General features: G+C 37.5%; 18 protein-coding genes. 14 read left to right on the top strand and 4 right to left on the bottom strand.

Annotated features, from left to right (window positions below):
• Window positions 1-1,501 (bottom strand): Ig-like domain-containing protein (locus PSF09_RS16060; RefSeq protein ID WP_272684153.1); only part of this gene is annotated, 1,501 nt, incomplete at its 3' end.
• Between the two features lie 222 nt (window positions 1,502-1,723).
• Here PSF09_RS16060 and PSF09_RS16055 point away from each other — a divergent pair.
• Genes PSF09_RS16055 through PSF09_RS16030 form a run of 6 tightly spaced genes read left to right on the top strand, consistent with a single transcriptional unit; the run spans window position 1,724 to window position 7,965 of the window.
• Window positions 1,724-2,179 (top strand): hypothetical protein, encoded by a 456-nt coding sequence (locus PSF09_RS16055; RefSeq protein WP_198641979.1) that lies wholly within the window; start codon window positions 1,724-1,726, stop codon window positions 2,177-2,179.
• Window positions 2,130-3,050, top strand: coding sequence for a hypothetical protein (locus tag PSF09_RS16050; protein WP_272684152.1), 921 nt, complete (start codon window positions 2,130-2,132; stop codon window positions 3,048-3,050). The genes PSF09_RS16055 and PSF09_RS16050 overlap by 50 nt, the downstream gene beginning before the upstream one ends.
• A 4-nt stretch (window positions 3,051-3,054) precedes the next feature.
• Window positions 3,055-4,281, top strand: a complete 1,227-nt coding sequence (locus tag PSF09_RS16045; RefSeq protein WP_198641978.1) for a TolC family protein — start codon at window positions 3,055-3,057, stop codon at window positions 4,279-4,281.
• Complete coding sequence (locus PSF09_RS16040; RefSeq protein ID WP_238563033.1) at window positions 4,262-5,512, top strand: HlyD family efflux transporter periplasmic adaptor subunit; 1,251 nt, start codon at window positions 4,262-4,264, stop codon at window positions 5,510-5,512. The genes PSF09_RS16045 and PSF09_RS16040 overlap by 20 nt, the downstream gene beginning before the upstream one ends.
• Before the next feature lie 4 nt (window positions 5,513-5,516).
• Window positions 5,517-5,993 (top strand): hypothetical protein, encoded by a 477-nt coding sequence (locus PSF09_RS16035; RefSeq protein ID WP_210839318.1) that lies wholly within the window; start codon window positions 5,517-5,519, stop codon window positions 5,991-5,993.
• Window positions 5,980-7,965, top strand: a complete 1,986-nt coding sequence (locus tag PSF09_RS16030; protein WP_272684151.1) for an ATP-binding cassette domain-containing protein — start codon at window positions 5,980-5,982, stop codon at window positions 7,963-7,965. Before PSF09_RS16035 ends, PSF09_RS16030 begins: the two co-directional genes overlap by 14 nt.
• 86 nt (window positions 7,966-8,051) lie before the next feature.
• On the opposite strand, the gene gntU is transcribed toward PSF09_RS16030, so the two are convergent.
• The 3 genes from gntU to gntR form a co-directional block, all read right to left on the bottom strand.
• On the bottom strand, window positions 8,052-9,407 hold the full coding sequence (gene gntU / locus PSF09_RS16025; protein WP_272666295.1) for a gluconate transporter: 1,356 nt from the start codon (window positions 9,405-9,407) through the stop codon (window positions 8,052-8,054).
• Window positions 9,404-9,946 (bottom strand): gluconokinase, encoded by a 543-nt coding sequence (gene gntK / locus PSF09_RS16020; RefSeq protein WP_210839312.1) that lies wholly within the window; start codon window positions 9,944-9,946, stop codon window positions 9,404-9,406. Before gntK ends, gntU begins: the two co-directional genes overlap by 4 nt.
• A gap of 430 nt (window positions 9,947-10,376) precedes the next feature.
• On the bottom strand, window positions 10,377-11,372 hold the full coding sequence (gene gntR / locus PSF09_RS16015) for a gluconate operon transcriptional repressor GntR (protein WP_004915189.1): 996 nt from the start codon (window positions 11,370-11,372) through the stop codon (window positions 10,377-10,379).
• A gap of 200 nt (window positions 11,373-11,572) precedes the next feature.
• On the opposite strand from gntR, the gene PSF09_RS16010 reads away from it, so the two are divergent.
• The 8 genes from PSF09_RS16010 to PSF09_RS15975 all read left to right on the top strand — a co-directional run bounded on the left by PSF09_RS16010 (window position 11,573) and on the right by PSF09_RS15975 (window position 20,073).
• Window positions 11,573-12,610, top strand: a complete 1,038-nt coding sequence (locus PSF09_RS16010; protein WP_272666296.1) for an ABC transporter substrate-binding protein — start codon at window positions 11,573-11,575, stop codon at window positions 12,608-12,610.
• On the top strand, window positions 12,607-13,623 hold the full coding sequence (locus tag PSF09_RS16005) for a FecCD family ABC transporter permease (protein ID WP_272684150.1): 1,017 nt from the start codon (window positions 12,607-12,609) through the stop codon (window positions 13,621-13,623). Before PSF09_RS16010 ends, PSF09_RS16005 begins: the two co-directional genes overlap by 4 nt.
• Window positions 13,620-14,387 (top strand): ABC transporter ATP-binding protein, encoded by a 768-nt coding sequence (locus PSF09_RS16000; RefSeq protein WP_272666298.1) that lies wholly within the window; start codon window positions 13,620-13,622, stop codon window positions 14,385-14,387. Before PSF09_RS16005 ends, PSF09_RS16000 begins: the two co-directional genes overlap by 4 nt.
• Window positions 14,388-14,398: 11 nt before the next feature.
• The gene (locus PSF09_RS15995) at window positions 14,399-15,217 is read left to right on the top strand and encodes a class I SAM-dependent methyltransferase (protein ID WP_272666299.1); all 819 of its coding nucleotides are present in this window, start codon (window positions 14,399-14,401) and stop codon (window positions 15,215-15,217) included.
• The gene (gene modD / locus PSF09_RS15990) at window positions 15,214-16,059 is read left to right on the top strand and encodes a ModD protein (protein ID WP_272666300.1); all 846 of its coding nucleotides are present in this window, start codon (window positions 15,214-15,216) and stop codon (window positions 16,057-16,059) included. The genes PSF09_RS15995 and modD overlap by 4 nt, the downstream gene beginning before the upstream one ends.
• Before the next feature lie 130 nt (window positions 16,060-16,189).
• The gene (locus PSF09_RS15985; RefSeq protein WP_272684149.1) at window positions 16,190-18,184 is read left to right on the top strand and encodes a TonB-dependent receptor plug domain-containing protein; all 1,995 of its coding nucleotides are present in this window, start codon (window positions 16,190-16,192) and stop codon (window positions 18,182-18,184) included.
• A gap of 440 nt (window positions 18,185-18,624) precedes the next feature.
• Window positions 18,625-19,596, top strand: a complete 972-nt coding sequence (locus PSF09_RS15980) for a winged helix-turn-helix domain-containing protein (protein WP_272684148.1) — start codon at window positions 18,625-18,627, stop codon at window positions 19,594-19,596.
• Entirely contained in the window at window positions 19,597-20,073 is a 477-nt protein-coding gene (locus PSF09_RS15975) for a FidL-like protein (protein WP_272684147.1), read from the top strand.
• The last annotated feature ends 29 nt before the right edge of the window (window positions 20,074-20,102 follow it).

The raw sequence follows: 20,102 nt of genomic DNA, 5'->3' as shown, positions 1-20,102 counted from the left end.
TAGTATCTACCAATAGACTCTGGATAAATATGCCCTGATTCCCTACATTGTCTGTTACCGTAACGTTTAATACATGTGAGCCATCTGCTAGGTTATCAGTGATGGTGAGTGACCAATCGCCTTGCTCATTGGCTTTGGTGAGGTACTCTTTTCCAGCCACCTTAACGATAATATTAGAATTGGGGTCTGTTTTCCCCGTAAGCGTTGGCTTGACTTTATTGGTCAAGAAAACCGCTGAGTTATCAAGCAGTACACTAGCATCGGGTTTTGATGTTTTGATGGTCACACTCTCAGTGATAGTTTTTTGGTTACCCGCTGTATCCACTGCAGTAACTTGATAAGCTAGTACACCATCAGACAGTGGCTTCTCGACTGTAATTCGCCATACCCCTTTATCATCAGCAATTGTCGATAATGTTTGCCCTGAAATCGTTAGCGTTACCGAACTCCCTGCTTCAGCTTTTCCTGCAAAAGTAGGAACTTGCTTATTCGTCAGCCTTTCTCCTGTCGTTTCAATATTTGAATGCCCATCAAGGTTAACAGAGAGGTCATCAAACTGCGTGTCCACTTCAAATTGACCACTCACGGTGACAGGCTTGCCATCACCGGAAGAAGCAACTAATGAGTATTCATATATTTTATCTTCTAACGGTTCTGTGATTTTTAATGACCATTTCCCGTCTTTATCCGCGGTTATAGGGTACTTATGATCATTAATCGTTAGATAAGCCTGACTATCGAGAGAAACGACACCCATAAATGTTGGTGTATTAATATTCGTAATGTTATCGCCCTTTTTACCTGAGTCGGACTCTTCGCTTAATTTTCCCTGAATAAAAACCTGTGCCATCGGTTTAGCTATTTGGGGCGTTGCGGATGGTTTATTGGCAGACTGAGTGGATGATGATGAGGAACTTGTTGGCATAGCGACAGGTGCAGATGGTGGAGAGAAGGTTAAGTCGCTGTCTTCTACTGGTACTTTTTCTACTTTGCTTTTTTGATTTAGCTGTTTTTTCGCTTCAGCGAGCTTTGTCAATGATGAGCTTAATAACACTTCTTTTTCATCTTTCTCTGAAGACAAGGTCTGAAGTGTCTTTTCTAATTGTTGATTTTTTTGATTTAATTCTGCCAATTTTTTACTGAAACTTTGTTCATCATCTTGCCGATTATCATCTTGCTGCTCGTCATCATCTATTTGTTTACTCTTATTTTTTGAGGCTTGATTATCTGCATATTCAACGATATCACTCGTTAATTGCTCTTTGATATAAACGGCATCGGCGCCCACATTTAAGGTTATTGAGGATAGAATTTCATCTTGTGAAAGAATCGCCCCCTGCTCAGTCGATAATGTCATATTGCCTAAAATAACTTCTGACAACCCATTTTTAATGTTCTCAATAGAGCCATCTGGCTTAGTGATAATTAAATCAAGTCCTTGAACTTTAAACTTTTGGATTTCTATATTTTTTAATTTATCTGTGATAGTTTTATCTTTCATGTTCTATATCATTATATTAATAAATGAGGTCATCAGCGAATACTCACATGCTGGCGTTAATAAAAACAATTATATCCATTTAATTAAAAATAAAACGCCTTCTAATATAATTTGGCCTGACATCCTTTCTTTTTGAGCTCAAATTCAAGTGAGTTCATTGCAATAGAGACTATAATATGAGCATGAATTAATAACGTTGTTTCTAAAATGAAAGAATCAGATATGGAAAACGATGACGATAGCTCTGATGAAGAACTCGCCCCAATGGTTGATGGGCTAAGTGGAACATTATGCATAATTATTCTAGTTTCTATGGTATTTATTTTTAGCGGAATGAAAACCGCAGAAACTTATATTCACTATGGAGAACTAAACTTTGAAAAAACAAAAATAGACATACCAAATAAACGAATTTATTTTAAAGGCGGCATTCATTTATCAAAAAGTGAAATTCCTTTAATAAAACAAGAAATAATTAAAAACAAAAGTAAAAAAATCATTATCAATGGTTATATCAATGATAAAGTCAGCCACAGTAAAGAAAAAAACATCTATAACCTTCTTTATATGGCATCACTAATTAAAAATCTGGGAATAAATAAAGAGGTTGTTCTAAAACAAGGAACAAGTGAACATTGCCCAGGTTGGAATTCATGTATTTATTGGGATTACAAATAACATGTACTATCTTGGATTATTTTTTTATGCTGCAACGTTTCTCGCTTGTTTTTTATTACAATCAGTACGTGAAATGGTTCAGCAATGTCTATTACTTGCTCCTGAAATAAGCTACACGATGATTGGGATTTATATTTACCCTTTAATTATCTTCTTATTTCATCGATTTTTTAATAAAAGTAAACAAAGCAACTATACATTGCTTTCAAACCAAACTAAATTATCTGCATCTGTCACGGTATCATTAGGGTTAATTGGAACATTTATTGGCCTAACAGGGATGATCACTGCTATCTCAGCATCGCTTGGGGGAGAAGGTGATATCTCAGAAAAAATGAATGCTATGATTTCATCTATCTCAATGGCACTGAATTCAATGTCTTTTGCATTCTTAACGTCCATTCTTGGTGTTTCTATTTCAGTTTTGCTATTAGTTAGTTTGAATTTCTTTCATTTCTTTTACCAAAAAGAAAATAAAAAAACTGCACAACAGACACCTGTAAATTACTCAGAAGAACTTAATCACATTCAAGAAACCCTAAACAAATTACAGAAAGTGAATATTACTATAGCGCAAAAAATGATTTCTGTGACTGAAAGTAATGAACTTGTGACCGATATTTCGTCACACCTCCTAACTTTATCCAACACTGTACAAGACCACTTAGCCGTTTTACAGTCAATAAAAGACGCTGATGACGACTGGAAAAGAAAATTAGCGGTTTACTTATTAGAAGAAAAAATAAACAAAAGAAATGAAAATGAGAAAATATCAGAAGAAATATTAAAAATCGACCAAACTACGCAATGGCTAAAAGAAAACACCATTGAGAGCAGAAAGAAACTTTTAACCTTATTATCAATGGATTAAGTATATGCGCCCTATCACATTAGGTTTATTATTAACTTTACTATCAACAAGTTATAGTTTTGCCAATCAAGGCACAGAAAACTTTCAAACCTTTATTAACCGAGTATTAGAAAATTCTAATCCAGTTCAAATAAAAGCGTTAGAATTAGAGGCTGAAAACCTTAGAGCAAAACAGACAGATTATTATTATCTACCTAAAATATCAGCATCAGGAAAAACAAAAAGCCATGATGGGAGTACCAGTAGTCATATTACTGCCAGTTCATTAATCTATGACACTGCGTTAAGTCACCGGTTTAATGAGAAAAACTTGAAATTAAAAATTTCCGCACTTTCACTAAACAAAGAAAAAGAAGAACTTTACACCGCAACAACAAATAATTTAATTGGTATTTATTACCTCAATGAGCTAACAAAAACAACAGCTGATTTAAATAATAATGCTAAAAATATTTTCAAGCTCATTACTCACCGTTATAAAAGTGGCATAGCAAAATACAGTGATGTTGAGCAAGCCTCTTTGTTGATGCAACGGATTGAAACAGAACTACAGAATATAGAAAAAGAGATTGAACAATATAAATCAAATATTGAGCTTTTATCTGGGATTACCTTTCCTTCGAAAGGTGTACAAGTACCAAAAAATCTATTAAAAAAATTACAAGCAACCGTTATTGATAGTGAAAATGCACAACAAAATAATGAATATAACTTGCTGCGCATGCAAGCTGAGGCAATGAAAGAAAATGCTTATCAACAAAACCCATTCTTGAATGTTAATGTTATTGCTGAAGAACGATTTATTGATCAAGTTAGAAGCCGTAACGAATCTTACATGGGAATGGAAGTTAAATTAAATATTTTTGACCTTGATAAAATACTGAGCGAAAAATCTCAACTAAAACTGTATGAAGCAACAAAAGGAAAAGCAGATTATAAATATAAAGAATCAACCGCTAAAATTAAAAATTTAAAACTAATTGCTAACTCAAATTCGACTGAACTTACAGGGCTGCATGCACAACGTAAGACTATGCGTTCAATAATTAATAGCCAACAAAGGGAATATGAGATATCACAGTCCTCTTTCTATGAAATGGTGAATACACTTTTTGATATGTTAACAATGGAAAGACGCATCGCTGAGTTAATGATTGCTGATATGAAAAACAAAATGGAATATATCCAATTAACAGGGAAGTTAACTGAAATTGAAACGTTATCTAAATAAACTAAATCAATTACCTAAAAAGGTGAAAATACTTCTCGGTATCACATCCTTATTTATTGGGTATATTTTATTAGCTAAAATCGAAATATCCTCTCCAGGAGAGGGAGTTATCTCAGGTGTCTCCAACCGACTAGAAATAGTCAGCCCAGCGTCTGGGTTTATTAACCAATTCGCGATAAAAACTGGTGATAAGGTCGAGAAAGAGCAAATTTTATTTTCCTATACGAATTTAGATGTCTTTCATCAAGAAAAAACATTAACCAACCTCGTTACATTTGCTAATGAACGTATTAATGAGTTAGAAGAAAATAAAAAATTGTTAAATAAGATCCTTGATGGAAGTATAAAAACAGAGTCTGAATATTTTTTCTTTGCGAAAGGGTTACAGAGTAAAACATTAAGCGCCTATAGAGAACTCTATGGCCACATTCTCTTACGCATGGAGATAAGCAATTTGCGAGATAAATATATCTCACAAATTAAAGAATCTAGTGAATTAGAAAAGCAGATTAACATTCTGAAAAAAAAAGATTTATTATTAAAAAATGCAAGAGCTCCTGAAATTGAAAAACTCAATAATAACGCTGAACTCAGCCGTACCAACGCACTGATGACATCAGGAGAATTAAATGCTCAAGGGCTATTACGAGAAATCTCACTGCTAGAAAAAAAATATACTGCGCGGCTTATCGGTGAGATCCAAGAAAATGAAACTCTCCTTCATCGCCTGAAAAAAGAGAAATTAGAAAACAGTGGGCAGATGGATTTACTGCGCAATAAAATAAGAGCGAATAGTGTGTTATCGCCAGCGAATGGTGTGGTACTAAGCATCGAAAAAGATTTAGAAAAAGGTTCTTATGTTGAAGCTTCTAATTTAGTGATGGTAATTAAAAAACAACAGGATACACGAGTCATTGAAGGTAAAATATTAGCGAAATATCGACCCTTTATCGCACCGAAACTGTCAGCAAAAATTGTGGTAAATTCCCCCGGATTTAAAAAAATCATTAGCGGAAAGGTCACAAAAATTAGCGCTGACTCCTTCACTGACAGAGAACGAACCAACCAAGAACGCTATTATTCAGTACAAATTACACCTGAACAAAATACCGAGCTTCTTCCAGAGCATGACGGCTTACCGGTGATGCTCTATATCTCAAGTAAAGAGATTTCAGTATTTCATTATTTAACCGCATTAGTTAGCGATAACATGACATTTAACGTTTGGTGACCCTATGTTAGGTTTTATTTCTGCATTATCTGCAGCTGTCGCAACCATGACATTACTCATGGCCGTACTCTTAGCCAATGTGTTATCGAGTACAATGGCAGCTGAACAAAATAAAGGTAAAACTGCATTTATCGGAATTGATGACAACAATACTGAAACTTCCTCATCTATAAATAACGATAGTAGCGATGTAGATGGCAATGGCAATGGCAATGGCAATGGCAATAACATAGTGAAATCATTAATGTTTAGCCACGATACCTTGAAATTAATTGTTAATAAAAAAGTTAAATCTATTGATGTTTATTGCAGTTATGGAAATAACATATCTTTTGACGCCGCAATGACCTACACCATCTATAACACAGTGTTAATTAAAAAAAACACACCTAATGTACACATTAAAGCATTAAAGCCGGTTGAAGATAATCAAGGGATTAACGCTTGCTTCCTGAAGAGTGAAGAAAATGAAAGAAAGTAATTTCCATGATGTTATTAATCAATATTTCAAGATATTAGGAGAACCATTTACCCCTCCAACACTCTCGTATGACAATAAATATATACTAAATAATATAAACGAATTTATTGATAATGATTTTTTCAATTATCAATATGTTTCTATTGTAGATTTTAGTGAAAGAAAGCTACCAGCACTGTTTATTATGGAGATAACTGATGAAAAATATATTATCATTAAAAATCATCGAGGCCAGCTAACCAATCTAACAACCGATTCTGCGATAACACATCAACTAATTGAAAATAAACATTTATTTTCATTCTCTGCACGTGAAAACATGCTCAATGAAGCGAATATATATAAATCATTGATTAAATTAACACCAAAATCAAATTTATTTTCACTACCTTTAATCGTATTTGCACTATTATTGCCTTTATATTCAAACCTATTTAATTCCCGACTCGTTTATAGCGAGTCCATAAGCTCAATCTTATATATTAGTTTTATTTTCATTGTCGTTATTGGTTTAGAGTTTTTTATTAAACACATTATTCATGAACAAAATATAAAAAAAACAAAGCTTAATATCAGCATTTTTAATCGTTATTTTGTTAACCTATTAAAACAATCTAGCTGTAAAAGTGCTTCAATTAAGGTAAGAACAGCAGAAGCGTCAATCTTACAGATATGGGAAATTAAACCACAAATTATTTATGATATTGGGTTAGCCATTTTATTTTCATTTTGCATTATTGGCATGTTAGGTTTTTATTCATTATTGCTATTGAGCTATTATGCTGGGCTTATCTTTTTATGTCTGCACGTCCGCTTTCTTTCCTACAAAAATATGCTGAGAGCTAATGCCTTAAACTATGAAAAATCAGCCATGTACTACTCATTAGAACAAAAAAAACATGAACTTTGTTTTGCCAGAGATGATCATTTTAAGCAGTACATCAGTATAAAAACTAATGAAGATGAAAAAATAAAATTAAAACTAAGCGAGGCCAATCACCATTGGATGGAAATTATCAAAGTAAATACGTTTTTATCCATGATCGTAATGTACATAGCTAGCTATTTGGCTATCGGTGAAGGGAGTTTAAGCTTAGCTTCCGTAATTGCCGTCATGATCATTAATGGTCGACTTTCTGGTGCAATCACAAGCGCGATTAATCGCTTATTTATCGTAAAAACGCACCTATTTCATATCAAATCCAGTATTGATCAGTTAAAAAACAATCAGCTTATTCATTTCAAAGTAGATGGCATAACAACAGATTCAATAACACATTTTAGTGCAAAAAATCTTAGCGTTAGTATTCATGGTAAAACGATTATTAACCCGCTCAATATTGAAGCCAAACCCGGTGATGTCATCGGTATTACGGGTATTTCAGGAGTAGGAAAGACATCATTAATGAAAGCCTTATGTGGAACTTCAGAATACTCATCAGGGGATATTACAATCAATGGTATTGGTATCGATGAAATTTCCCAATCCTTTTTAACCGAAAAAATTGCCTACCATAATGGTATTTCAGCATTCATTCATGGCAGCATTCGTGACAATTTTAATTTCTACGGTGTATTCGATAACAGTATCATTGTTCGACTAACCAAATTATGTTGCCCGAATTTACTGATAAGTAAAGAAACATTAGACGATACACTCGTCACTGACATCGCCGCCTCTACCGGGGAAAAACAAAAGTTACAGCTCGTCCTTGCTCTATTAAAACAACCTGACATGCTATTTTTAGATGAATCAACATCATTTATGGCAACCTCTGATGCACTCTCATTCTTACAATTAATGAAACAAGAGTTTAAATTAAACAAATCAATTATTTTCTTTTCTACTCACGACTTAGGGTTAGCCTCATTTTTTACAGCACATATTGAATTATCATCGGGTCACGCTAAACGCATTAACTCCCCACAGCATCACAATGAAATTGTTATTCCTAAAATTAGCTTGAGCTAATAAAGCAAAACGCCCACTTAATTGTGGGCGCTTTGCTTAAGTTTTCATTCAATGAATTTAACTTTGGTGTGTTTTTATGAACCGTATTACAAGAACATAAAGAACACCATACCAACGATTGCCCCTGTCGTACCAAGGATAGTTTCCATGACTGTCCAAGTTTTTAAGGTTTGCGCTTCTGTCGCCCCCGTAAACTTGCCATATAGCCAGAAACCAGAGTCATTCACATGGCTTAAGATCAATGAACCGCCTGAGATACAAATCGCTAAAGCCGCCAGCTGTGCTCCTGAGTAACCTAACTCACTGATAACAGGGAGTACCAAGCCTACTGCAGTTAAACATGCAACAGTGGCAGAACCTTGAATAACTCGTACTGCACCAGCTAATACAAAACAAGCAACCGCAATCGGTAAGCCAGCACCAATTAAAGAGTCACCTAACGCAGGGCCGACACCTGAATCCACTAAAATTTGTTTAAATACACCACCAGCACCCGTCACCAATAAAATGATCCCAGCTGGTTGAATCGCTGCAGAACAAACTGCCATGACCTTTTCTTTATCCATACCATAACGGAAACCTAGGCCATAAATCGCCAGTAAACACGCTAGCAGTAATGCGGTGAAAGGATGACCGATAAACTCTAACCAATGCTCAAGCGTGGTTCCTTTTTCAACTAAATGTGTACCGATGGTTTTTAAACCCACTAATACCAATGGGAAAAGCACTAAACACAAGCTAAATCCAAAGCTTGGCATTTTGCCATGTTCTGTATTTGGTGCTTGATAATCTGCTGGAATATCAATATGAACAAAGTTACTGATAAATTTACCAAATAAAGGTCCTGCTAAAATCATGCCTGGGATAGCAGCACACAGACCAATTAAAATCATCCAGCCATAATCTGCGCCCATTTGTGATGCAACCAACATTGGGGTTGGCCCCGGTAATAAGAACGCTGCTGCAGCGGCAACCCCTGCAAATAATGGGATAGCAAGACGAACAACGTTATGGCCAGTACGGTTCGCTACCGCAAACACCACTCCGATTAACAAGACAATCGCCACATCAAAGAAGAGCGGTAATGCACAAATCAGCCCTGCAACACCGACAGCATAATGTGCATTTTTTTCACCAAACAGGTTAAGTAACTTATTCGCTATCTGGTCTAATGCGCCTGTTTCATGCAGAATTTTACCGAACATAGCGCCCAATGCTACGACAATGGCTAAGAAGCCGAGTGTTCCTGCCATTCCTTTTTGCATGGTTTCAGTGATCTGTTGAACAGGCATCCCTGAAAATAGCCCAGCTCCGATTGATACGATCATTAATGCAACAAAAGCGTGCAACCGTGCATACATGACTAAAAATAAAAGTAAAACGACCGAGCCAACAGCTGTTAGCACTAAGGTTAACGTGCTAAGCGTTTCGACTGAGTTCATGATTTCTCTCCTGCGACAATTTGTTTAATCGTTGAGCAGGTATTACCGATGACATCTTCAAGTGTTTGGCGAATATCAACAACATGAACATCAGTTTCTGCTGTAGTTGGTTCTTCTAAAGTAGCAAATTGAGTTTTTAACATTTCAGGTTTGAAGAAGTGCCCTTTACGTGCTTTTAATCTTTCTTCAATGACAACTGAATCTCCTTTCAAGTAGATAAAAAATAAGTTTTTATTATCAACTCTTAAAATATCTCGATATTTTTTCTTCAGTGCTGAACAGACCACTAAAGAAACAGAATTGGTTCTCTGCATAGCAAAAATCGCTTGGTTTAATGCTTCCAACCAAGGTTGGCGGTCATCATCATTCAATGCATGACCCGATGCCATTTTTAAAATATTTGATTTAGGGTGAAGAAAGTCACCATCAAGGAAGGCAGCTTGCAGTTGCTGTGCGACACCTGTGGCAACAGCAGACTTACCACTACCCGATACCCCCATTAGTACAAATGTATAGTTTTGTTTTTGGGTATCATTCATCGGAAACTCCTCAGATATTCACTATTGTCCTGGCTTTAGTTAAAAACCGGCATTTGTTACCGGTAACAAGTTACGGGTAACATTATCATCAGTGCAGATTTATTTAGCAATCAAATTGGCGAAGAAGAGAACAGATTTGTGATAGTTATCGCAATAATATAGAGGGTGCCAAGATATAAGTTTTTAATAATTTGAAGTTCAACAAATAAAGCTATCGTAAATAATTCACACTACGGCGCGAAGTATGACGGATAAAGCTACCCTAAATAATTTGAATTAATAACTCGCATTATAGCGTGCTCTTTATCCTAAATAATTCGTGTTGTAGCTAGACGCCAATCGAGCTAACCTCTGGGAGCATACATAAGTATGTGACTAGAGTTAGCAAGTGCAGGCAACGACGCTACGGCACGAAGTATGACGGATAAAATTAGATACTTTCGCCAGTAAGGACAGAAAACCCTACATCAAAATGCGTCTCGACAAGCTTCTTACCAGACATTCTTGCCAACAAAACTTCTGCCGCCTTACGTCCCATTTGGTCTCTTGGCGTCAAAATACTTGCCAGTTTTGGGGTCATCACTTGCCCTACGTCATGGCCATGAAAGCCTGAAATAGCAAGGTCTTGTGGAATTTGAATTCCTAGACGTTGACACTCAAAAATCGCCCCTATCGCCAAGTCATCATTGGTACAAAATAAACCGTCGGTATCTGGGTATTTAGCACGGCAATCGTGCAGTAGTTGAGCGCCTAGCGAATACGACGAGCTAGCTTGTGTCATCACATTACGAGGCTCAAGATTTGCATCGAGCATGGCCTGCTCATAACCCTTTAAACGAATAAAAGTACGCTCATCATGTCTTGCTCCTAAATACACAACTTTACGGCAGCCACGCTCAATCATCGCCTGGGTCATTTGGCGAGAAGCTTCAAAGTTATCGATACCCACTGCGATATCTAAGCAAGGAGAAACGCTATCCATAATCTCAACAACAGGGATCCCCGCAGTTTTCAGCATACGTAATGTGCGTTCAGTGTGTGTTCGTTCGGCTAAAATCACACCATCAATATTATAAGAAAGTAGCGAGGTCAGCCGCTCTTCTTCTTTTTCTGCTAAATAACCATAGTGAGCAAGCATGGTTTGGTAACCATGACGATCTGTCACCGCTTCAATTCCACGGATGACTTCGGCAAAAACTTGGTTAGTCAAAGAAGGCAGTAGCACCCCAATAGCATGACTGGTTGAATTCGATAAAATATCGGGCGCCTTATTCGGAATATACCCGGAAGCCTCCACCGCTTGAGCAATTTTATCACGCAAAGCTTCTGAAACCTGCTCAGGGTTTCGTAAAAAACGGCTCACCGTCATTTTTGTGACGCCAACTTGGTCGGCAACATCCTGCAAAGAAGGTCTTTTTTTCTTCATAAGTTCAAAGCGATATCCAATTCGTTAACGATAACTATGTTCTGCTATCTATTAATGGATAGCAATCTTTGTTACTGATTTACATCACATAAACATCGAATTTTCTGAGCACGGCAACTTTTATGGTTGACTCTCTATCATGACTCCGCTAATTTTCGCGTTATATAATTATTATCATAACGAAGCAATAAAATTAGATTATGGCAATCAATCGTAGGCAGTTCCTTAAATCCAGTGCAGCGCTGGCTATTTTTTACAGCTTACCGAGCTTTGCGCAAACTCGCCTAGCCGTTGAAGCTGCCATATTTGGAAAACTCCCAGCACCAAAAAATATTCACCGAGTCATCAGTTCAGGTCCTCCTTCCGACTTACTGATGTTCGCATTAGCTCCTGAAAAAATGGTGGGTTTCGCCTCTATTTCGCTGAAAAAAGGGCAAACCGGTCTTTTTGCACCACAATGGCTTGATCTACCTGTTTATGGCCGCTTAGCAGGCCGTGGGAGTACCCTTTCTCTTGAGCAGCTGCTGTCTTATAGCCCAGACCTGATCATTGATACTGGAAACATTGACGAAACTTATCGCTCACAAGCTGAAAAGGTCGCCAAACAAACTCATGTACCTTATTTATTAATCGCAGGCGGGTTAAAAGATTCACCTCAACAACTTACACAACTAGGTGAAATTTTAGGCGTTATCCCGCAGGCTCAAACACTGAGCCAACTCGCTCAACGCTATATTAGTGATGCCACTTTATTTGCCAATCAAAACCAACAGAAATCGCTGAGTTTTTACCTTGCAAGAGGAGCAAAAGGTTTAGAAACTGGCGCTAAGGGCTCAATTCATACTGAAGCGATTGAAATACTCGGGTTACGTAATGTAGTTGATATTCCTAATTTCCATGGCCTGACTACGGTTTCTATGGAGCAATTATATCAATGGAACCCTGACATCATTATAACTCAATATGACGAATCCATTGAATTGATGACAAATTCCGCATTATGGAAAGGCCTTGATGCCATCGCCAACAACCAACTACTACTATTTAGTGGTATGCCATTTGGTTGGTTAGATGGGCCTCCAGGGGTTAACCGCCTATTGGGAATGAGGCGCCTACAAAGCCATTTTGATAAAAACATTGCAGTGAATATTAAGCATGATATTGCTGAGTTTTTTACTCATTTCTACCATTCATCATTAACAGCACAGCAAGTTGATTTGCTCATGGAAAAATCATGAATGATGTACTGAGACAAGGGAGAAGATCCCTTATATTAATCATCATTTTATTAATAAGTTTTGTTATTTCCTTAATAAGTGGTAAGTACTCACTTACATTCAATGAGCTTTATCATCTATTTGTCAGCCAGTTATCTTCTCATAGCGAGTTGAGCAACCCGCGCCATGAAACCATTTTCTGGCAAATACGATTTCCTCGCACGTTAGCCGCTATTGTCATTGGTGGAGGTCTGGCTATTGCAGGAGCAGCTTACCAAGGTATGTTCCGTAACCCATTAGTTTCCCCTGATATTTTAGGCGTTTCCGCCGGTGCTGGCGTGGGTGCTGTTATCGGTATTTTCTTTGGCCAATCCTTATTTTACATTCAACTGAGCGCATTTATTGGTGGACTAATCACGGTCTCCTTAGTCTGTTTTATTGCTCGATTAGCGCGGCAACATGATCCTATTTTATCCTTGGTACTGGTTGGTGTTGCCATCAGTGCACTATGTGGTTCAGCCATCTCTTTAATGAAAATTCTTGCTGATCCCTACACTCAACTGCCTTCCATCACATTTTGGTTGTTAGGTGGATTGTCATCGATTACCCAAGCTGACTTAGTCTCTGTGTTACCGATGATGGTTATCGGTATTATTCCGTTATTATTATTACGCTGGCGAATGAATTTACTCAGCTTATCGGATGAAGAAGCTAAAAGCCTTGGGATCAATGTCAGCTTAACCCGTGCTATCTTCATTGTTTGTGCCACCTTACTCACGGCAAGTGCGGTTTCTATTGCGGGAATTATTGGCTGGATAGGCTTGATTGTGCCTCATATCACTCGAATGATAGTGGGCGCTAACTTTCGCTATCAGCTCCCTGCATCACTGGCAATTGGTGCTATTTTATTACTCATTACAGACACCTTAGCACGGACTATTGCGGCAATTGAATTACCCATAGGCATTTTAACCTCTGCAATTGGTGCTCCCTTCTTTTTAGCTATTTTGTTGCAGACAAGGCGGGTGAAATGAGTATTTTGTCTTTACAAGAGGTCGCTATTGGCTATCATGGCATATCAATCATTGACAGTATTAATCTTTCGTTACCTAAAGGTGAGATTAGCTGCTTATTAGGCGCTAATGGCTGCGGTAAAACCACGTTAATGAAAACTTTACTGGGATTATTACCGGCAATTAAAGGTAAGGTCTGGCTCAATGGGCAAGAGATTCAGAACCTTAAACCACGCGAAATCGCCAAAACTGTCGCCTATGTTCCCCAAGCTCATGATACCCCCTTTACCTTCACGGTACTTGATATGGTTATGATGGGCTTAACACCGCATATTTCATTGTTTTCGGTTCCTAAAGAAACAGAAAAAAGTTTAGCCTATCAACAACTCAAGCATCTGAATATCTCACATTTAGCATCACGCCTATATAGCACGCTTAGTGGCGGAGAAAAGCAATTAGTATTGATAGCAAGGGCTTTAATACAAAAGCCATTACTTCTAATTATGGATGAACCTGCCGCTAGCCTTGATTTTGGTAATCAAATTCGCCTACTTGAGCAAATCGAAAAATTAAAATCTCACGGTATGACAATTTTGATGTCAACTCACCATCCACAACATGCCGCAGCCATTGCTGACAATGTTATTTTGCTTAATCAACAGCAAAAAGCGAGACAAGGGTTACCAAAATGTATGTTAACACTTACTAACTTGTCAGCCCTCTATAATGTGGATAAACATAGTATTCAAGCTCACTTTCAGCTTCCATCAACGTTTTCTAGTTAAGGTCAGAAGCCATGTTAATCAATCAAATCGATTTTGCAAAAATGTACCAGCAACATATGCAACAAGCTCAACGAAGCCGTAAAGAACCGGAACATTGGGATAAAAAAGCACAACAAATGGCGCAAACTTGCGCTAACCCTCATGACCCATATTTAGTCCAATTTCGTGAGTTAATGGATTTAACAGGTGCTGAAACGCTGCTTGATGTAGGCTGTGGTCCTGGCTCCATCAGCCTGTGCCTTGCGAATGAATTCAAAAATGTTATTGGTATTGATTATAGTCGTGGCATGCTTGAGATGGCTGAACTGCGCGCAAAAGAACTCGCTATTGCACATGCACGCTTTGAAGTACTCGCATGGGAAGATGATTGGAGTTCATTGCCAAAAGTGGATATTTCAGTGGCATCGCGTTCAACACTCGTTGATGATTTAAAAGCCGCTTTACTCAAGCTCAATCGCCAAACAAAATTACGGGTTTACACGACTCATACCATCAACCCAACATTTATTGATGAACACATTATTCGCTTGATAGGCCGCGAAGTTATTCGTCTGCCAACCTATATTTACGCCGTGAATATTTTGCATCAAATGGGCATTAATGCGCGCGTTGATTTTATCAAAAGCCCTAAGAAAGGTGGGTTTGATAGCTTTGACACTTTCGCTGACAGCGTCAATTGGTCTCTTAAAAATATCACCCCAGAAGAAACCGCTATCTTACGTAAGTACTATGATGAGCAAACGGCTTTAGGTAAAACAATCCATTATCCATCCAGAGATTGGGCAATGGTATCTTGGGATGTGGTTGATGAATCGGAACTAACATTATGATTTACCTACCCGATACATTAATCGACCAACTACTGCTAGATGACATTCAATACGGAGACCTCACCACACGGGCACTCGGCTTGCAGTCCCAAATGGGGATAATAACCTTTACATCTAAATTCGGAGGTTGTATCAGTGGGCTCACTATCGCCAAACGCATGCTAGAGAAGCTGGGGATCACATGTGATTGCCATTTTCAAGATGGCCAATTGGTTGAGCCGCAAAGTGTTTTAATTTCTGCCACTGGGCCGATTGAAGCCTTGCATCAAGGCTGGAAAGCGGTGCAAAACGTGCTTGAATGGTGTAGTGGTGTTAGCCACTACACCCAGCAAATGGTCAGTATTTTGCGGCAATATCAACCGGATGGGCAGCTTGCGTGTACTCGAAAAACCATTCCTCATACCAAGCCTCTTGCCTTAACTGCGATTTTGGCAGGGGGCGCTATTATTCATCGAGCTGGCAGCGCAGAAAGCATTTTACTGTTCACCAACCATCGTCAATGCCTTGAAAACCCAGATGATTGGGCTAGCCATATAAAAACACTGCGCCAAGCAGCCCCAGAAAAAATGATTATTGTTGAGGCCGATAATTACGAGCAGGCCATTCTTGCAATCAATGCACAAGCCGATATTGTACAACTCGATAAACTGCCCATTGAAAAAATTCAGCAATTACAAGAACTCACTAAGCAACACCACCGACCTTGTCGGCTATCCATTGCTGGTGGAGTTAATTTAAAAACAATAGAAGCATTCGCGCAAACTGGTGTGTCACTCTTAATTACATCAGCGCCTTACTACGCAGCACCGCGAGATATAAAAGTGAAGATTTTTAAGCAGTAAGCTAAGAAGTTAGCGTCAAAAAAAACTTTGTAGAAACAGCCTACCCGTCGGCTGTATCCACTGATGGTTAATGACGCATATCGTTATATAAAAAATAATATATCGCTATTCATAAAACTGGAAAGACATAATGAAAGTAAAACAAATTACCTATTGGGTTGGGATGGCTTTATTTACGACACAGGGCTACGCAGCCTCACCTAACACTGAAAAAAATACCGATGTGATGTCCGTTTGGAGCACCCCGCTTGCAGCTGATGCTAACGTCATCACAGAAAGCCAAATGAAGCAGTTGAATAAAACAAACGTCGCACAGGCGCTAAGCACAATGTCTGGAGTTTCTATTCAAAAATCAGGAAACCGCAATGAAACTCAAGTCAATGTACGTGGCTTTGATAGCCGCCAAGTACCTATTTTCTTTGATGGTATTCCAACTTACGTGCCTTATGACGGTACACTAGACCTTGGCCGCTTTATGACTAGCGAGCTAGCCAGCGTTGAGCTATCTACCGGCTACACCTCTCTATTACAAGGCCCGAACCTGATGGGCGGGGCTATCAACTTAACCACCGCCACGCCTCAAAAACCCTTTGAAGCCAATATTAGCTTAAACCAAGGTTTTGCCCGCGGTGCAGATAACGCCCACAATATCAGCGCACGTTTAGGGGGTCGTAACGATCTCGGCTTTATTCAAGTCAGTGGCAGTCAATATAAGCAGCGCTTTATGGGAATACCGGGTTCAGAAAATAATAACCCATTAGCGGGTAATAATGGTCGTCGCCCGAATTCGGCAACTGATGACAAACGTATGATGGTGAAAGTAGGCTGGACACCACGAGAAGCAGATGAATACGTCGTGACTTATTTAAAACAAGATGGCGATAAAAATAGCCCACCGAGTGTGACAAATAGCAAGCCTCAAATTTGGCAGTGGCCTGCTTATGACAAAGAAAGTATCTATTTCAACGGTACAACCCAAGTCACCGACGATATCGCCTTACAGAGTCGCCTATACCACGATACATTCAAAAATACGCTTCATCAGTATAAATCTGTCAAAGATTACGAAAAAGGCCTTTATAACTACAGCCGTTACGATGATTACAGTAACGGTGCTGACATGCGTGTTGATTTCACCGTGCGTGAATTAGATATGCTGTCATTTGCTGCACACTGGAAAGAAGACGTCCACCGTGCACGCGCCAAAAGAGATGTCCCATTCGACCGCTATAAAGATAATACCTATTCTATTGCTACCGAATATCAATGGGTTGCTATGGATAACTTAGATATTATTGGTGGTATTGGCTATGACTGGCGCAAAAGTGCTGACGGCAAGCGCTATGATTACAAATCTGGTGATTTTGAAAAATACGATGGTAATAGCCAACATGCGTTCAACTGGGAAGTCATGGCTCGCTACCACTTAGCAAATGAAGATACCGTGCAATTCTCAGTTTCAGAAAGAAGCCGTTTCCCAACGCAGAAAGAGCGTTATACCAAAGAAAAAATGAAAAGTGACGACACCTTCGTCATTAACCCACATATCGATACTGAACGTGCTCTTACCTATGATTTGACTTACAAGGGACATATCTCACCCACTTTGTCATATACTTCAAGTCTCTATTATAACCATGTAACTGATGCCATTATGGCACATCGTGTTGGTACTAATCAGGATGGAGGTTATATCCTCGAAAATCGTAACAGCGGCAAAGTTGACTACTTTGGGATTGATTTAGGGACTAACGGGCAAATTACCGATTGGTTGGAAGCGGGTTTCAGCTACGGCTACATTCATGCTGATCCAAAACACTACAGCGTTAAACATATTGCAGAATTACCTACCCACAAAGCCTTCGCTTGGGTAAAATTTACCCCTTATGAGCCATTCAGCATTACCGTAACCGAAGAAGCAAGAAGCTGGGCCTTTAATTATGTCGATGCGGATAGCAAGGTGCGTGGATATGCTAAGACTGACCTACGTTTAGATTATGATTTTGGACAAGGGATATCTGTTAATACATCAGTTAATAACTTATTCGATAAATCATATGAATATACTAATGGGTATATTGAAGAAGGCCGTAATTATTGGTTAGGTATTGAATATAAATACTAATCTAAATATATTAGGCAATGACTTTAATCATTGCCTAATAATATATAAATAAAATAAGATTAATCTGTGTCCCACAGAGATAATTAAACATTGAGCTAAGTACAAATAACTAGGAGCACTCTTAAAAAAGAACATCCACACACCACATTGGAGTTATTTAGATTAAAATATTGTTTTTACACAAAACTCACCATAAACACAGACTTCATCGCCTAAAAGTTATTTTTATATAGCTTTTAATTCCAATCAGGGTGTCGATTCAATAAATTTGCTAATTCATTACAAAAAAGCTCACCTCACAATACTTGCAGTTAATTGATTCAGTATTTAAACTATAATAAATAATAATATTTATCTAAAATTTTTATTAACTTAAATTAGCTGCAATTATTTGTAGCTTTGCTATTCGTCCTTTTAATTAGAGAGAGCAAGCGGAATCTATGAACGAGGCACATGACTATACTATTGATGAAAAATATATTTTCGAACAGAGTACAAGTTTAATATATCTAAAAAATGATCGAAATCAAAGTATTGAATTATCTAAACCTGCAGCTAGGTTATTCAATGAAATCATTTTATTAAATATAAAAAAAGGCATCGCAACACGCGATGAACTTTTAACTAGTGTATGGGAAGAATATGGACTAGTTGGCTCTAACAATAATTTAAATACTTATATTAGTGAAATAAGAAAAAAGCTGGAACAAATTGGTATCGACCCTAAGTCGATCGTTACCGTGCCTAAAAAAGGCTTTCGCCTCGATAATCATATATCCATACATGAAAATAGAGAGACTGAAAATAGTCATGTAAAAGAGGATATTATTTATCTAAATGATAAATATGATTATATTGAAAAATTAGACTCCTTTCCACAGTCAGTCGATAGCCAACTAACGACCCACCCTTCACTCATACCCACTATTGATGAACCACCAAGCTCTATTGGTAAAATAGAGAATGACCTTACTTATAATATGGTTATTGATAGCACACTCCCCCTTCAAAATAGGAAAGATGAGATAATCGATAAAAATAAGAGTAAAAAAACCTTAAAAATATTATTTTTAGCAATTTCAACATTGGCAATATGTTATTTAATCTATTTATTTATTCAGTATTCAATGGATAAACCTAACCCTGTAAATCACTATCTGACAGTGAGCTCAAATGGAAACTGCGTAATACAAACACCGATTGATATGGCGGGGAGTATTTCTAGGGATAATATTGCTATCGTAAATAAAAAACTGAATAAATATAATATTCCATGTGATGAACCAAAGAGAATTATTCTTTTATCAGATTTTAATAAATCTTATGCTATAGATAAAAATATCTCCATTAGTATTTGCAAAGAAATTAATAAAAAATACGATTGTATCTCAATAAATGACCAGAGAATCTAAATGAAAAAATATCTTGTGGCATCATTAGTTTTGATAGCAGCAGCATCGACTGCATCATTCATGATCAAAAAAAATAGTCATAGCATTCAAATTTGTCACTCTGAAATATTATGGATTAAAGATAACAATACTCAAGATGGCTTAAGTTTAAAATCAAGAGTTAATATCCAAATTTCCGCAAACCAGCAAGGTCGAATGAATATGTATGGTTACTTAAAAGATAATAACCAAATTTATCGGTTAGATAGAGCTCTTTATTTTGATTATCAAGATGTTGACCACAAAGGTAACTATGCAGTTACGTTCTCATCGACGTCAGTAACCAGTTCAGACAACATTCCAGAGAAATTATTTTCTAACTTTATCCAATTAGAAAAAGATAAAATAAAATATTATGTCAACATTACTAAAATGGACGACAATATTTATATCATAAAAGATGAATCCTACTCCGCTTTCACTTGCCAAATTCAATAAAAAAAAGCCTACCAACAATTACGTTTAAG

The organism is Providencia sp. PROV141 (assembly GCF_028481645.1).
GTDB lineage: Bacteria > Pseudomonadota > Gammaproteobacteria > Enterobacterales > Enterobacteriaceae > Providencia > Providencia rettgeri.
Note: the sequence above shows the minus strand (reverse complement) of the source record. Positions and strands in the feature narration are given on the sequence as shown.

What these genes read in the sequence shown, in the direction of transcription:
- PSF09_RS16055 (WP_198641979.1), top strand. Translation starts at nt 1,724, where the DNA reads ATGGAAAACGATGACGATAGCTCTGATGAAGAACTCGCCCCAATGGTT.
- PSF09_RS16045 (WP_198641978.1), top strand. Translation starts at nt 3,055, where the DNA reads ATGCGCCCTATCACATTAGGTTTATTATTAACTTTACTATCAACAAGT.
- PSF09_RS16035 (WP_210839318.1), top strand. Translation starts at nt 5,517, where the DNA reads ATGTTAGGTTTTATTTCTGCATTATCTGCAGCTGTCGCAACCATGACA.
- PSF09_RS16030 (WP_272684151.1), top strand. Translation starts at nt 5,980, where the DNA reads ATGAAAGAAAGTAATTTCCATGATGTTATTAATCAATATTTCAAGATA.
- gntU (WP_272666295.1), bottom strand. Translation starts at nt 9,407, where the DNA reads ATGAACTCAGTCGAAACGCTTAGCACGTTAACCTTAGTGCTAACAGCT.
- gntK (WP_210839312.1), bottom strand. Translation starts at nt 9,946, where the DNA reads ATGAATGATACCCAAAAACAAAACTATACATTTGTACTAATGGGGGTA.
- gntR (WP_004915189.1), bottom strand. Translation starts at nt 11,372, where the DNA reads ATGAAGAAAAAAAGACCTTCTTTGCAGGATGTTGCCGACCAAGTTGGC.
- PSF09_RS16010 (WP_272666296.1), top strand. Translation starts at nt 11,573, where the DNA reads ATGGCAATCAATCGTAGGCAGTTCCTTAAATCCAGTGCAGCGCTGGCT.
- PSF09_RS16005 (WP_272684150.1), top strand. Translation starts at nt 12,607, where the DNA reads ATGAATGATGTACTGAGACAAGGGAGAAGATCCCTTATATTAATCATC.
- PSF09_RS16000 (WP_272666298.1), top strand. Translation starts at nt 13,620, where the DNA reads ATGAGTATTTTGTCTTTACAAGAGGTCGCTATTGGCTATCATGGCATA.
- PSF09_RS15995 (WP_272666299.1), top strand. Translation starts at nt 14,399, where the DNA reads ATGTTAATCAATCAAATCGATTTTGCAAAAATGTACCAGCAACATATG.
- modD (WP_272666300.1), top strand. Translation starts at nt 15,214, where the DNA reads ATGATTTACCTACCCGATACATTAATCGACCAACTACTGCTAGATGAC.
- PSF09_RS15985 (WP_272684149.1), top strand. Translation starts at nt 16,190, where the DNA reads ATGAAAGTAAAACAAATTACCTATTGGGTTGGGATGGCTTTATTTACG.
- PSF09_RS15980 (WP_272684148.1), top strand. Translation starts at nt 18,625, where the DNA reads ATGAACGAGGCACATGACTATACTATTGATGAAAAATATATTTTCGAA.
- PSF09_RS15975 (WP_272684147.1), top strand. Translation starts at nt 19,597, where the DNA reads ATGAAAAAATATCTTGTGGCATCATTAGTTTTGATAGCAGCAGCATCG.